The 14,611-nt window shown below is 43.1% G+C and carries 12 protein-coding genes and 1 tRNA gene; 11 read left to right on the top strand and 2 right to left on the bottom strand.

The annotated features are described in order from the left end of the window. Positions 1 to 86: 86 nt before the first annotated feature. From LXF01_RS01440 to LXF01_RS01425, 4 genes are all read left to right on the top strand, one after another. Positions 87 to 380 (top strand): hypothetical protein, encoded by a 294-nt coding sequence (locus LXF01_RS01440; RefSeq protein WP_078192541.1) that lies wholly within the window; start codon positions 87 to 89, stop codon positions 378 to 380. A gap of 169 nt (positions 381 to 549) precedes the next feature. Next, positions 550 to 2,058, top strand: coding sequence for a glutamate--tRNA ligase (gene gltX, locus LXF01_RS01435; RefSeq protein ID WP_233944939.1), 1,509 nt, complete (start codon positions 550 to 552; stop codon positions 2,056 to 2,058). 91 nt (positions 2,059 to 2,149) lie between these two features. Then, positions 2,150 to 2,225, top strand: a tRNA-Glu gene (locus LXF01_RS01430). A gap of 154 nt (positions 2,226 to 2,379) precedes the next feature. Continuing rightward, positions 2,380 to 2,721, top strand: a complete 342-nt coding sequence (locus tag LXF01_RS01425) for a hypothetical protein (RefSeq protein ID WP_078189395.1) — start codon at positions 2,380 to 2,382, stop codon at positions 2,719 to 2,721. A gap of 25 nt (positions 2,722 to 2,746) precedes the next feature. Here LXF01_RS01425 and LXF01_RS01420 read toward each other — a convergent pair whose 3' ends face one another. Then, positions 2,747 to 3,718, bottom strand: a complete 972-nt coding sequence (locus LXF01_RS01420) for a zinc transporter (RefSeq protein ID WP_180042170.1) — start codon at positions 3,716 to 3,718, stop codon at positions 2,747 to 2,749. A gap of 354 nt (positions 3,719 to 4,072) precedes the next feature. On the opposite strand from LXF01_RS01420, the gene LXF01_RS01415 reads away from it, so the two are divergent. Further along, complete coding sequence (locus LXF01_RS01415; protein ID WP_180024277.1) at positions 4,073 to 4,483, top strand: SEL1-like repeat protein; 411 nt, start codon at positions 4,073 to 4,075, stop codon at positions 4,481 to 4,483. A gap of 64 nt (positions 4,484 to 4,547) precedes the next feature. On the opposite strand, the gene ettA is transcribed toward LXF01_RS01415, so the two are convergent. After that, positions 4,548 to 6,209 (bottom strand): energy-dependent translational throttle protein EttA, encoded by a 1,662-nt coding sequence (gene ettA / locus LXF01_RS01410; RefSeq protein ID WP_180042172.1) that lies wholly within the window; start codon positions 6,207 to 6,209, stop codon positions 4,548 to 4,550. Between the two features lie 319 nt (positions 6,210 to 6,528). On the opposite strand from ettA, the gene LXF01_RS01405 reads away from it, so the two are divergent. From LXF01_RS01405 to LXF01_RS01380, 6 genes are all read left to right on the top strand, one after another. Continuing rightward, positions 6,529 to 7,806, top strand: a complete 1,278-nt coding sequence (locus LXF01_RS01405) for an O-acetylhomoserine aminocarboxypropyltransferase/cysteine synthase family protein (RefSeq protein ID WP_078189399.1) — start codon at positions 6,529 to 6,531, stop codon at positions 7,804 to 7,806. A gap of 402 nt (positions 7,807 to 8,208) precedes the next feature. Beyond that, positions 8,209 to 9,096 carry an SDR family NAD(P)-dependent oxidoreductase gene (locus tag LXF01_RS01400; RefSeq protein WP_233944938.1) on the top strand — a complete coding sequence of 296 codons (888 nt, stop codon included), beginning with the start codon at positions 8,209 to 8,211 and terminating at the stop codon, positions 9,094 to 9,096. A 103-nt stretch (positions 9,097 to 9,199) separates the two neighbouring features. Then, complete coding sequence (locus tag LXF01_RS01395; protein WP_233944937.1) at positions 9,200 to 10,501, top strand: FAD-dependent oxidoreductase; 1,302 nt, start codon at positions 9,200 to 9,202, stop codon at positions 10,499 to 10,501. Between the two features lie 96 nt (positions 10,502 to 10,597). Then, positions 10,598 to 11,380 (top strand): bifunctional phosphoribosyl-AMP cyclohydrolase/phosphoribosyl-ATP diphosphatase HisIE, encoded by a 783-nt coding sequence (gene hisIE, locus LXF01_RS01390; RefSeq protein ID WP_233944936.1) that lies wholly within the window; start codon positions 10,598 to 10,600, stop codon positions 11,378 to 11,380. A gap of 9 nt (positions 11,381 to 11,389) precedes the next feature. Continuing rightward, positions 11,390 to 12,892, top strand: coding sequence for a UvrD-helicase domain-containing protein (locus LXF01_RS01385; RefSeq protein ID WP_111884125.1), 1,503 nt, complete (start codon positions 11,390 to 11,392; stop codon positions 12,890 to 12,892). 45 nt (positions 12,893 to 12,937) lie between these two features. Beyond that, the gene (locus LXF01_RS01380; protein WP_233944935.1) at positions 12,938 to 14,341 is read left to right on the top strand and encodes an ATP-binding protein; all 1,404 of its coding nucleotides are present in this window, start codon (positions 12,938 to 12,940) and stop codon (positions 14,339 to 14,341) included. Positions 14,342 to 14,611: the final 270 nt, after the last annotated feature.

Raw genomic sequence — 14,611 nt, 5'->3', positions numbered from 1 at the left:
CGAAAGATGGTTAAATCGTAGTCTAAATATTAAAACTATTTTGCAAATAAAAAGTTCCATCACCAAAACTAGGGGGAGATTTGGACATGAAATTTTCATACGCACTATGCCTAGGCTTAAGTTTAAGCGTGACTGCACAGACTGGATTTTGTGCTGCAACCAGCACCGCATCGAATAACAAACTTACGATGCCTGCTGAACGTACCTCATTGATCGAAAAAGCGATTAATCAGCAAAAATCTGAAGGTAAAGGCCGTACAGACGATAATTTAAAAGTACTTACGTCTATTAAAGCTGCACCGACTCAAAGTTTCTTTGCATCACAAAACCAAAGTTTTTCTCGTTTTGTTCAAGCCATTTTCTCTGGTAGCAACTCATAACGACATCAGTATATTGATGCTGTTCAAGCTATTGTTTTAGACGAGTTCCCCTACTGTCGTCTAAAAAATACTAAAAAACGCCTGATCATTCAATGTTGAATTAAGCATTAAGTGATCAGGCTTTTTCGTTATAATAGATCCCAATTTACATTCTGATTAAAAGCTGATTATGACTGTTCGTACTCGTATCGCACCTTCTCCTACTGGTTTCCCGCATGTTGGGACTGCTTATATTGCATTGTTTAACTTATGTTTTGCGAAGCAACATGGCGGTGAATTTATTCTTCGTATTGAAGATACAGACCAACTGCGCTCTACCCCAGAATCTGAGAAAATGATTTTAGATTCATTGCGTTGGTTAGGTTTGAACTGGTCAGAAGGTCCAGATGTGGGTGGCCCTCATGCGCCATACCGTCAATCTGAACGTATGGACATTTATAAACAATATGCTTTGGAACTGGTTGAAAAAGGCCATGCATTCTACTGCTTCGCAACAGCAGAAGAACTCGATCAAATGCGTGCGGAACAACAAGCGCGTGGTGAATCACCGCGTTATGACGGTCGTGGCTTAAAACACACTCCAGAAGAAGTGGCACAGCGTTTGGCTGCTGGTGAACCGCATGTTATTCGAATGAAAGTGCCTGAAGAAGGGGTTTGTAAATTTAACGACTTACTGCGTGGTGAAGTCGAAATTCCTTGGGCGCAAGTCGACATGCAAATTCTACTGAAAACCGATGGTTTACCGACGTATCACTTGGCAAACGTGGTTGATGACCATTTAATGGAAATCACTCACGTAATTCGTGGTGAAGAATGGATTCCATCTGCGCCTAAACACCAATTATTGTACAAATATTTTGGTTGGGACATGCCTGTACTTTGCCACATGCCGCTGTTACGTAACCCAGATAAATCAAAACTGTCTAAACGTAAAAACCCAACGTCAATTAACTACTACAAAGACATCGGCGTTTTACCTGAAGCATTATTGAACTACTTAGGCCGTATGGGCTGGTCAATGCCGGATGAAAGTGAAAAATTCACTTTGGCTGAAATGATTGAACACTTTGACATTCAACGTGTATCACTAGGCGGTCCAATCTTTGATGTTGAAAAGTTGAACTGGTTAAATGGTCAATGGATTAAAGGTTTAACACCAGGTCAATTGCTCGACACCCTGCTGGCTTGGAAATCAGATCGTAATACCTTGGAAGAAATTGCGGCTGCGATTCAACCGCGTATTAATTTATTATCTGAAGCAGTGAATTGGGCAGGTTTTTATTTCAACCAATTCCCAACACTCAGCAAAGAACAGTTTGAAAGCAAAAAATTGACTGAAGAACAAGTGCGTCAAAGCCTTCAATTTGCCATTTGGCGTCTAGAAAGCATGTTCACTTGGAACAATGACACCGTCAGCCAAACGCTTATGGATTTGGCGAACCAAATGGACATTAAACTTCGTGACTTCATGCCAACCTTCTTTATTGCTATTGCTGGTTCGACATCTTCGACACCGGTTATGCAATCGATGGTAACCATTGGTCCTGATTTAACCTTTGCTCGCTTACGTCATGCACTTGAAATTGTGGGTGGCCCGAGTAAAAAAGAAACAAAAGCATGGGAAAAACTCAATGAAACCTTAAAACTGCCGAAAAATGATGCAGTTGATGAAGCTTAATTGATTTTTTAGTTGACGGATGGGCGTTATCCCCCTAATATAGCGCCCATACCGAGAGATGGTGTCAACCAACTCTAAGTTGCCTCAAATTGTCCCTATCGTCTAGAGGCCTAGGACATCGCCCTTTCACGGCGGTAACCGGGGTTCGAATCCCCGTAGGGACGCCATATTCAAGGTGATGCAAATCATCTTATAAAAAACCCAAGCATTATGACTTGGGTTTTTTATTGCCTAAATTTTATCTAATTTAAATTTACGGTATTTTTGCTTTCTGCGTCATTCTGATTAAAATAAACCATAGATTAAAATTATGGAGTTGCAATGCAATACCGTTGCCCAAAATGTCAAAGCCCTAAAATTATGCCTCTTGCGCAAGCAGGCCAGCCTGTTGCTCGTCCTGTCGTGCCTAAAAGCCTGATTATCCTCATCCCTGCGGTATTTATTCTTTTACTGTTGGTGATTATCAGCATCGCAATGTGGATTTTTGGTGACGGTGCAGGCACTACATTACAAACTGCGACTGTTGTTGTATTTATTGCTTGCTTGATTGCTGGCTTCATGTTCTATCGCGACCTGCCAGATTTCAAAATTTCAATGCAAGGTTTTATGCAATCACAGAAAAAATGGAAATGCCGCGAATGTAATCATGAGTGGGAAATCTAAGCCGGCCATTTAAATTACATCAGCGTTAGTGCTGATGTGATTCATCATGAGAATGCGCGTGATCATCTTGATGATGCCCATGTGCATGATCAGACTTTTGGGTATGTTGGTGTACCACACATTCATCTTCTTCGATTTGTAATGTCATCTCCGTGATTCCATGTTCATGTTGCAACATTTCAATAGCCTCAAAATACAAGGCATTACGATCGGCTTCAGGTGCAAAGAGATGAACTGTCAAATGCACATTCTTTGATGTTATTGCCCAGACCTTTAACTGGTGAATACTCTCTACCCCATTGAGTGCCAATAAATCATTGCGTAACTTTTCTATGTCAATTTCTTCTGGTACACCTTCCAATAAAATATTGATGCTTTGTTTTAATAAAATCCAAGTCCTTGGTAAAACCCAAAAGCCAATGAGCACTGCAATTAGTGTATCGACCCACATCCAGCCGGTAAAATAAATAATCGCTGCGCCAATAATTACACCAACCGAACCTAGGGCATCACTCAACACTTCTAGATACGCCCCCTTCACATTCAAGCTTTCTTGTGAACTGGAAAATAAAATACGCATCGAGATTAAGTTAATGATCAAACCAATAACGGCGACCATCATCATGCCCATACTTTGAATTTCCGGCGGCGTTGAAAAGCGCTGATAGGCCTCATACAAAATATAAATCGCCACCACAAATAGCATCAAGGCATTAAACAAGGCTGCCAAAATTTCAAAACGCTGATAGCCAAAGGTGCGTTTGTTGTCAGCAGGAAGCTTGCCAATTTTGATCGCGACCAATGCTATGGCAAGGGCTGCGGCATCGGTGAACATATGTGCCGCATCTGACAATAGCGCCAAACTTTGCGTCATAAATCCTGCAATGACTTCAATAATCAAAAACGTCGTGGTCAGTGCTAAGGCAAAACTTAATTTTTTGACATTCCCTTCCGTCACAACGGCATGGCTATGGTCATGCCCATGATGCTCACTCATTATTTTCTGACCTTTATAAATTATATATTCTTCAGTCTTGAGCTTAACAGGTGCAGTAAACGTAATAAAATTACATTATTCAACCTTCAGTACTACGTTTTACCTTCAAACTTTAAAACTGCTTTTTTCAGCATCTACTTTCAATTTATTCAAATTAATTTTTCGCGATCTAGATGACTGAAATCACTTATAAATATTTTTCAATACCTATTCACATATCATGACAAGCATGCTAATTTTCATCTTAAGTGTGATCTGTTTAAAACAATTAAATCATTCATCGCAGCGCACGAATGACTGCAATTAATATTTTTATTAATCAAGTGGTTATATTTAGCAACAAGGAGTTTAACAATGATGATACAAGCTCTGAAAAAAATCTATGCACTGTTGTCACAACAGATGAATCCAAAATTGCAAGGAATGCATCTTTCGATTCCAGAAGCCGAAGGTGATTACGCCCAAGGGACTTATTTTGAAATTCTTGCGGCTCAACACCATCAAGACTTTCTCAGTCACCATACTATGGATTCAGCAGACCAATCCCCTACTGACTATCGCAATGCCATGTGGAATTTCTTAAGTGCCGCATTAAAAGGTCATAAAGATGCCCAATATCGCTTAGGTCTCGGTTATTTACGTGGAGAACTCGGCTTAGACCGCAATTATGAACTTGCAGAGCTTTGGCTCAGTAAAGCAGCTGCACAAGGCCATGAACAAGCAGACTACGTCTTACATCATGCCTATGAAGACATTGTCGTATAGTCATTGCATCCTAAGTAATAAAAAACCAGCCCGCAGGCTGGTTTTTTTATTTTAAAACCGGAACTTAGTTGCCAATTTTGCGGTATTTTTGACGCTTTGCAACAAGGTCATCACCATCACGTTTACGACGGTATTCTTCAAATTCATGGTAGTTACCCGTGAAGAATTCAGGGGTTTCACCTTCAAATGACAAGATGTGCGTTGCAATACGGTCGAGGAACCAACGGTCATGCGAGATCACCATGACTGTACCCGGGAATACTAAAATGGCATCTTCAAGCGCACGTAAAGTTTCAATATCCAAGTCGTTTGACGGTTCATCGAGTAAGATGACGTTTGCACCCATTTGCAGGATTTTCGCAAGTTGTAAACGGTTACGTTCACCACCTGACAATTGACCTACACGTTTTTGCTGATCTTGACCTTTGAAGTTAAAGCGACCGATATACGCACGAGATGCGATTTCGTATTCACCAATTTTCAAGATATCTAAACCGCCAGAAACTTCTTCCCAAACAGTTTTGTTGTCATCTAAGGTGTCACGAATCTGACCAACATAAGCCACTTTAACAGACTCACCCAGTGTAACTGTACCTGTATCTGGTTGTTGTTCGCCTGTCATCATACGGAACAGAGTCGTTTTACCCGCACCGTTTTCGCCCACGATACCTACAATTGCAGCAGGTGGTACAACGAATGATAAATCTTTATAAAGCGTGCGATCACCAAAGGATTTACTAATACCTTCAACTTCTACAACTTTATTACCTAGACGTGGACCAGGTGGAATATAGATTTCAGACGTTTCGTTACGCTGTTGGAATTCGCGTGAGTTAAGCTCTTCAAAACGCTCCATACGCGCTTTGTTTTTCTTTTGTTGACCTTTAGCATTTGAACGAACCCATTCAAGTTCTTTTTTCAATGCTTTAGCAAAAGATTCTTCTTGCTTCTGTTCTTGCTCTAAACGGGCATTTTTCTGCTCTAACCAAGAAGAGTAGTTGCCTTGGTATGGAATACCCATGCCGCGGTCAAGCTCAAGAATCCACTCTGCCACGTTATCCAAGAAGTAACGGTCATGGGTAATCGCAACGATCGTACCAGGGAAATCTTTCAAGAAACGTTCTAACCAAGAAACTGATGAAGCATCCAAATGGTTCGTCGGTTCGTCTAGAAGCAGCATGTCCGGTTTAGACAATAACAAACGGCAAAGCGCAACACGGCGGCGCTCACCACCAGACAACTTAGATACATCTGCATCCCAAGCTGGAAGGTTCAAAGCTGCAGCAGCCTGATCCATTTGGTTGACAATGTTATGTGCATCCCATGAATGGATAATCGCTTCTAACTTCTCTTGTTCTTTCGCAAGCGCATCAAAATCAGCATCTTCTGCTGCATATTCTGCAAACACTTCATCAAGACGCGCCAAAGCATCTAACGGTTCACGTAAACCGTCTTCAACGTTACCGCGAACGTCTTTGCTTTCATCCAATGGCGGCTCTTGTTCAAGGTAACCAATTTTGATACCCGGTTGAGCACGTGCTTCACCTGAGAAATCTTTATCTACGCCCGCCATAATACGAAGCAAGGTAGATTTACCTGCACCGTTTAGACCAAGCACACCAATTTTTGCGCCTGGGAAAAATGATAAAGAGATGTCTTTCAGGATTTCGCGCTTAGGCGGAACCATCTTCGACACACGGTTCATCGTGTAAATATATTGGGCCACTTAGGACTCCTCAATAGTCAAAACATATAAGGAACAGCACAAAGCTGCCCCTGCTCAATTGAGCGAAAAAATAATCGGCTATTATACGCATAAAGTCGTGAAAAAATAAGGTTTCGCACACGGCTTCAATGCATTGTTACAAGTTTAATGGCGAACAAAATTTAAACATGCGGTTTTAGGCATGATTTCGCTCATCTTTAGCTGAAAATTTTTCAACAATATGAATAATTATGATATTAATTTTAGAAATAAAGCACTTTTATTAATATATATAACTGATAGACTGTTTAAAAAACCAACTCACTTAGATGAAGCAACCATGACCTATAAAGACGAAACTTTAGCAATTCACGCGGGGTATACACCGGAGCCGACCACCAAAGCAGTTGCGGTGCCGATTTATCAAACCACCTCATATTCTTTTGACAATACGCAGCATGGTGCTGATTTATTTGACTTAAAAGTTCAGGGCAATATTTATACCCGCATTATGAATCCAACCACCGCGGTACTTGAACAGCGTGTTGCAGCGCTCGAAGGCGGTATAGGCGCACTGGCGTTGGCATCAGGTATGGCTGCCATTACATACGCGATTCAAACCATTGCTGAAGCGGGCGACAATATCGCTTCTGTTTCGACCCTTTACGGCGGCACATATAATCTGTTTGCCCACACCCTGCCGAAACAAGGCATTGAAGTTCGCTTCTTTGATTATCAAAACCCCGAAGCGCTGCGCAGCCTCATCGATGACAAGACCAAGCTGGTCTTTGTCGAATCTATCGGCAACCCATTGGGCAATATTATTGACCTCGAAGCGATTTCGAAAATTGCGCATGAATATGGCATACCTGTAGTCGTAGACAATACCGTGGCTACTCCTGTGCTGCAAAAATCATTTGAATTTGGCGCCGACATCGTGGTGCATTCATTGACCAAATATATTGGCGGTCACGGCAATTCAATCGGCGGCATTATTGTCGATAGTGGCAAGTTCCCTTGGGGAAAATACCCTGAACGCTTTAAATCCCTCAACACCCCTGACCCAAGCTACCACGGGGTGAATTATGTCGAAGCTTTAGGTGAAGCAGCCTACATTGCCCGTGCGCGTGTAGTGCCATTACGTAATACTGGCGCTGCCATCAGCCCGCACAATGTGTTTTTAATCTTACAAGGTTTGGAAACCTTAAGCCTGCGCATGGAACGCCATACCGAAAATGCGCAAAAAGTGGCTGAATATTTACAAGCGCATCCAAAAGTAAAATGGGTCAACTACGCTGGCCTAAAAGACCACCCGCAGCATGCTTTGGCGCAAAAATATGTCAAAGGCAAACCGTCGGCAATTCTTTCATTCGGCGTTCAAGACGGCCTTGCAGGCGGCACGCGTTTCATCGATGCCTTGCAGCTGTTTACCCGCCTTGTGAATATTGGTGATGCCAAAAGTTTAGCTTGCCATCCTGCGACCACGACACATCGTCAGCTCAATGAAGATGAACTCAAAGCAGCCGGTGTCAGCATTGATATGGTCCGTTTATCGATTGGGATCGAGCATGCAGATGACTTGATTGCCGACTTAGAGCAAGCCTTAGCTGCTGTTTAAACCACAAGTGCACAATCCACAGGTCTTATTTTTAAGGCCTGTTTTTATTTCCATTTCATTTAAATAACCACCCCCACATTATCCGCCTTTCAATTTTGCGCATCTATGGCCCTGCTTCTATATTTATTTACAATTTTATTTATCTTGAAAATCGACTTTTTTTACGTTGCAACGATGTGGATAAAAGCACTTCTCTTTCACATATTTATGTGTTAAAAAATGAGTAAATAGGGATTTTAATTTAGAGTAAAAACTCTAAATATTTTTTTATTATCAATTACTTATCATATAGCTTTTTTTAAATAAAACGCTATCATACCGCTGACTTAAAACAGCCCTGCACATAGCGTTGTCGGGCCGATAAATGAATACAATAAAACTGATTTAACAGGGAACCTCATCGTGAATTCAAGACTTGAGAAACGTTTCGTTGACCGTGTCAACGGCAAAACCATTTTAATCACCGGCGCATCCAGCGGCATCGGTTTAACCGCTGCGCATAAGCTTGCAGATGCCGGCGCGCATGTGCTTTTGGTTGCGCGCACCAAAGAAACTTTAGAGGAAGTGCAGGCCGAAATTGAAGCAAAAGGCGGGAAAGCCTCTGTATTCCCTTGCGACTTAAATGACATGAACTCGATTGATGAGGTATCCAATCAAATTCTGGCTTCAGTCGATCATATTGACATTTTAATCAACAATGCCGGCCGCTCAATCCGCCGCGCTGTGCATGAATCAACAGACCGTTTTCATGACTTTGAACGCACCATGCAGCTGAACTATTTCGGCGCGATCCGCTTGGTCATGAATATTCTGCCTCAAATGATGATCCGCCGTGACGGCCATATTATCAACATCAGTTCGATTGGCGTGCTGGCGAATGCCACCCGCTTCTCTGCATATGTCGCATCTAAAGCAGCGCTGGATGCTTTCAGCCGCTGCCTATCCGCAGAAGTGCATTCACATAAAATCGCCATTACATCCATTTATATGCCTTTGGTGCGTACGCCGATGATTGCGCCGACCAAAATTTATAAATACGTGCCGACGCTGTCGCCTGAACAGGCTGCCGACCTGATTGCCTATGCCATTGTGAAACGTCCGAAAAAAGTGGCAACCAGTTTGGGCCGTTTAGCATCCATTACTTATTCAATTGCCCCGGACATTAACAACAAATTGATGTCGATCGGTTATAACCTGTTCCCAAGCTCTTCAGCGTCTATTGGTAAGCAAGAAAAACTCAACTGGGTGCAAAAGGCCTATGCCCGCCTATTCCCGGGTGAACACTGGTAAGACATGACTCACTCCTTAAAAAGCCCTTCTATGGGCTTTTTTTATTGGGTTTTATACGGCGCTTTTGCTACATTGGAGCTGGATAAAATCAACTTTAATAACAATGAAAATTCAAAACATTGCCATCATCGGCGCAGGCACGGCAGGATTGGCTGCTGCGGCAATGCTTGCTGCTCAAGGCCATCAGATCTGCTTATATGAAAAAGCCCCACAGCTTGAACCTGTGGGCGCAGGATTATTATTACAGCCTGCCGGACTGGCAGTTTTCGAACATTTAGGCATTTTAGAACAAGCCTTAAGCCTTGGCGCTGTGGTAACCGGTCTGGAAGGTCAACTGGCAGGCGGCGACTTGCTGATAAACAGTCATTATCGACAAGCCGACGACCGTTCATATGGACTTGGCATTCACCGTGCCACGCTCTGTCATGTCCTCGCATCCAAAGTCCGTGAATATCCTCAACACGTTGAGTGGTGCATGGCGCATGAAGTGCATGAACTTCAAGAATCCAGTGACGGTATAAACGTGATTGGGCAGTCCGCAGATCAATCCTTTCAACGTCAGTTTGATCTCGTGCTGATTGCTAATGGCGCACGCAGCCATTTACGCCCTAAAGCATGGGAAAAGCTCAACCAAGCCTATCCTTGGGGTGCAAAGTGGATCATCGTGCCTGAATGCGAAGTGCTGAATCCGCAGATCTTGCATCAGTTCTATGACCGCTCCAACATCATGATGGGTGTGATGCCAACAGGAGCAATTCCAACACAGCCTGAACAGCGCCTTTCGAGCATTTTCTGGAGCTTACCTACAGCAGATTTAGAAGGATTCTTAAAAACCAAGAACGCACAGCAACAATGGCTGTTTGAAGTTTCGAAACGCTGGCCGAGTGCTGCAGAATGGTTAGCGCATGTGATTCCACATCCAGATGATCCGCAGCAATGGCTATCTGCCAATTATCGTGATGTGGTGCTGAGCAAACTTGGTGAAGGTCGTATCGGCATATTAGGCGATGCTGCTCATGCCATGAGTCCACAGCTTGGACAAGGCGCCAATATGGCTTTGCTCGATGCATGGGCCATCAGTCAAGCTCTGCTTCAATATCAACAGGACTCCTCACTGCAAAACCTCTGGCAGCAGTATCATCAACTGCGGTTGCCGTCCGTACGGTTTTACCAACTTTTTAGCCGCCTGCTGACTCCTTTTTATCAATCACATCATCGCTGGACAGCACCGCTCCGTGATTTTTCATTTCGTGCCATGTATCAGCTGCCGTTTTTCCGCAAAGAAATGGCGATTACGATTTCCGGCTTAAAAACGGGTGCATTTGGGCAAATGAATTATGCTGACATTGCCCGAAAGCCTGCAGATGATTCTGCGGCTGAACTGCGCAATTTAAAATTTGATTAAGAATTAACTCCCCATCATTCTCTTGATGGCTTACACTATAGTGCTGCTCAAATGCTGCGGCATTTATTTTTTGATTTTTGAATTGGTGAAATCCTCATGAACAACCTGCAATGGCTCGATGAAGTAAAATTTAACGAACAAGGCTTAGTGCCTGCTATTGCACAGCATCATCAAAGCGGGCGCGTATTGATGGTGGCATGGATGAACCGTGAAGCGTTGGCGCAAACTGCAGAAAAAAATCAAGCGGTGTACTTTTCACGTTCACGCAATAAGCTATGGCATAAAGGTGAAGAATCTGGCCATTTCCAAACCGTACATGAAATCCGTTTGGACTGTGATGCTGACGTGATTGTGCTACAAATTGAACAGCATGGCGGCATTGCCTGCCATACCGGCCGTGAGTCATGCTTCTACCGCAAGCTTACTGCCAATGGCTGGGAAATTGTCGATGCGCAATTGAAAGATCCTGCTGCAATTTATGGTGTAAAATCAGCAAATCCGCATACCCTTGCGATGAATGCATCCAATGCGCAATCTGAGCAAGTCGAAGTACTCGACTACTTAGGTAAAATGATGGCTGAACGCAAACAAGCTGATCCTGAGTCCTCTTATGTGGCAAAGCTTTACCATAAAGGCCTGAATAAAATTTTAGAAAAAATCGGTGAAGAAAGTGTTGAAACCATCATTGCCGCTAAAGATTTCAAAATCGAAGCCAATGAAGACAACAAAAACGATTTGATTTACGAAGTAGCAGACCTTTGGTTCCATACCATTGTGATGTTGGGTTATTTCGATATTGATCCTCAATTGGTACTTAACGAACTCGCTCGTCGTCAAGGCCTTCCCGGTTTGGTTGAAAAAGCCAACCGTCAGCACTAAGACGCAACCGTGCCAGATCTTAAAAAACCGACCGCGACCTATGAGCAGGCCACCGCCATAGATAACGCACGTCTTGGTAAATCATTTAAAGTGATTGCCTATGCTGGCACAGGTAAAACAACCACACTGCAAATGATCAGTGATGCCATGCCTCAGCGGCGTGGCATGTACTTGGCCTTTAACAAAGCCATTGCCACCGAAGCACAGAATCGTTTTCATCAAAATGTCGACTGTCGAACCTTCCACTCATTGGCTTATCGTAGTGTTCCACGTGGAGTGACTGACAAACTGCGTCTACCACGTTTAAGTCCGAGCTTTATTGCCAAAGAATATCGACTAGAACCGATCACCTTACGTCGTATGATGGGCGGTCGTTATGAAAAATATGTACTCATGCCTTCGCGTTTGGCAAGTCTGGTGGCAAACGCTGTCAGTTATTTCTGTTCGACCAGTTCGCAATACCCTGCCCCACGACATCTACAAGCACCGAGTTGGCTGCATCCTGACGATATCGAAAGCTTACAAAAGCATTTGTATCCTGCCATTGAACGTCGTTGGTTAGAGTCGATTGATCCGAACCATGCAGCAGGGATTGGACACGATATTTATTTAAAACTTTGGGCTTTGTCTGAACCGAATATTCCTGCGGATTATGTGCTGTTCGATGAAGCTCAAGATGCTGACCCGCTAATGCTAGGGATTTTACTGAAACAGCGGAATACTCAAGTCATCTATGTTGGCGATGCGCATCAACAAATTTATGCATGGCGTGGCGCAGTCAATGCCATGCAGCAACTCCCATTACCTGAATCACGTTTAACCACGTCGTTCCGTTTTGGTGAAGAAATTGCCTTGAACGCCAATGCTCTACTGGGCGCATTGAACGAAACCGTGCCTTTATTGGGTAATCCGCAGCTCAACTCTAAAGTGGTCAATAAACCACATACCAAGATGCGCGATGCCATTTTATGTCGTACCAATGCACGTGCGATGGAACTGTTATTGGCGGGTTTGGTTAAGGGCGAAAAAGTTAGCCTGCAAGCAGATCATGCGCGACTCAATCGTTTTGTCGATGCTGCAGCCATGCTCAAGCAAGGCAAGCGCGTAGTCGATGTCCCAGAGCTTGCGTGGTTTAACTCATGGCATGATGTGCATGAATATTGTGAAACCAACGATGGCAGCGATATTAAACCGCTAGTGAAGTTGGTCGATGACCACGGTACTGACCCACTGAAAAAGGCGCTGGCGAAAATCACCCCGATTGATCAAGCCGACTACATCATCTCGACCGCCCATAAAGCCAAAGGTTTAGAATGGGATCGGGTACATATTGAAGATGACTACCAATTTAAGCTCAACGATAAAGATTATAAAATTAGTGACGAAGAGTTACGGTTACTTTACGTGGCTTGCACACGTGCTAAAGTAAGTTTAAATATCCATCATATTTATGACTTGATGCAGCACTTAAAACGTCAAATGCCCAAATCTTTGGCACAAGCGGTCAGCTAGTATGATGAAAAAGGTGAATAAACAATAAATCAGTAAAGGTGCACCATGAAATTACAATCGATCCAACTCAAGCACACCCTTCATTTTACTGATATCACCCTCAATTTTAATTACCACGATCTGCCGATCACCTTAATTTTGGGTGATCAAAGTTCTGGAAAAACCTCCCTACTACGCTTTAGTTATCAGGCCCTCACTTGGTTCGCTGCACGTTATAAAGATTTACGCACCGCAGGCGTGGTAATGCTCGATCAAGACATCATGTTAAATCGCTTGCAATCGAAACTTGATATTCAAGTCAGTTTTCCCGAAGAGATTGGCTCATTTCAGCTTTCAAGTGATCAACAAGACCAAGACCCACAATGTTGTTCATGGCAATTGTATAAAACTTTAAACAGTCAAGGCGTCGGCCTCAGTAAGGCCGAAACACAGCAATTAGAATCGATGGTTGCGCTGTATCAAAAAGCCCTCAAAGCCGATCCGTTACAAGGGTTGCCACTCATTGCCTATTACCCTGCTGAACGTTTCGTCAACGATGTGAATATTCTCAATAAAAATAATCCTGCTATTTTTCAGCCTTCGCATGCTTATGAAATATCGGCCATTCCCTTTACCACGTTTATTCGTTTTTTTGAGTGGTTTCGAGAAATATCCGACATTGAAAATGCGCAAAGTGCCGAATTAATTCAAAATTTATTACATCCTAAAACCCAAGCCGATATACCCAACGCATCAGACACGCCTCTTTTTGGGCATAAACTAGCACAAGCTCAGGCCGATCTACACGCGCCGTCACTCAGATCATTAAAACAAGCGTTAGAGACCGTGTTGCCCGATGTGAGCAATATTTATCTGCAATATCACCCCAAATTACAGTTAATGGTCTGCTATCAAGGCAAAGACATGTTATTTCAACAGCTGTCGAATAGTGTGCGCAACCTTGTGGCCTTAATTGGTGATATTGTACGTCGCCTGTGTCTACTCAATCCTCATAGCTTATATCCTTGCCAAGAAGGTGACGGTATTTTATTGATCGACGCCATAGACCACCAACTCGATCAAAACATGACTCAAGTGATTTTGACCCGTTTAAATCAAGCGTTTCCACGACTCCAAATCATTGCCAGCGGCAACCGTCCTGAACTGATGGAACAGGCTTCTCGCTTTCAGTGCTTACAATTACAGAATAAAAAGCTCAGTGAAATTCAGCCTGAAAAACTACAAGAAACCTATGATCAAATTTATCAGCAGTTGCAACTCGGATCTAAACCATCGCTTCCACCTAAAACTGAAGAGACTGAATTAAATGAGCCGCTGAACCATCTGGATACCATCCAACACATGTTGCAATTAATTCAGACACAACTGACCGAGCAGCAGCAACAAGAATTGGTTAGGGCTTTATCACAGCGAGGTGATCAGGACGTTACAATCCAACCACTGAGTTAAAAATACTGAGGCTGATTGGCTGAGTATAATACACCGACTCGATGTTTAAATATTCAGCAACAAGGCCGCAATAGATGTCTAGACAGTTTCGTCAGGCGTATAATGTGTAAGTGGTTCATAAAAAAGATTGATGTTGTTTTACGCATGTAATATGATCGGTTTTATTTGCAATTTTCATAGTAACATCGGAAATTGCTATCGCTTCACGAGTTGCGCAACACAGCTTGTTTTTAATTTTTTTTTGACACACATGGCTTTCAAGATTGAATT

This window comes from Acinetobacter sp. SH20PTE14 (assembly GCF_021391555.1).
In the GTDB taxonomy this organism is placed as follows: domain Bacteria; phylum Pseudomonadota; class Gammaproteobacteria; order Pseudomonadales; family Moraxellaceae; genus Acinetobacter; species Acinetobacter amyesii.
The sequence above is the reverse complement of the archived record's forward strand: the minus strand, read 5'-3'. Positions and strand labels throughout refer to the sequence as shown.

Bases quoted from the DNA above. Each gene is read 5' to 3' on its own strand.
- LXF01_RS01440 (WP_078192541.1), top strand. From the start codon at position 87: ATGAAATTTTCATACGCACTATGCCTAGGCTTAAGTTTAAGCGTGACT.
- gltX (WP_233944939.1), top strand. From the start codon at position 550: ATGACTGTTCGTACTCGTATCGCACCTTCTCCTACTGGTTTCCCGCAT.
- LXF01_RS01425 (WP_078189395.1), top strand. From the start codon at position 2,380: ATGCAATACCGTTGCCCAAAATGTCAAAGCCCTAAAATTATGCCTCTT.
- LXF01_RS01420 (WP_180042170.1), bottom strand. From the start codon at position 3,718: ATGAGTGAGCATCATGGGCATGACCATAGCCATGCCGTTGTGACGGAA.
- LXF01_RS01415 (WP_180024277.1), top strand. From the start codon at position 4,073: ATGATGATACAAGCTCTGAAAAAAATCTATGCACTGTTGTCACAACAG.
- LXF01_RS01405 (WP_078189399.1), top strand. From the start codon at position 6,529: ATGACCTATAAAGACGAAACTTTAGCAATTCACGCGGGGTATACACCG.
- LXF01_RS01395 (WP_233944937.1), top strand. From the start codon at position 9,200: ATGAAAATTCAAAACATTGCCATCATCGGCGCAGGCACGGCAGGATTG.
- hisIE (WP_233944936.1), top strand. From the start codon at position 10,598: ATGAACAACCTGCAATGGCTCGATGAAGTAAAATTTAACGAACAAGGC.
- LXF01_RS01380 (WP_233944935.1), top strand. From the start codon at position 12,938: ATGAAATTACAATCGATCCAACTCAAGCACACCCTTCATTTTACTGAT.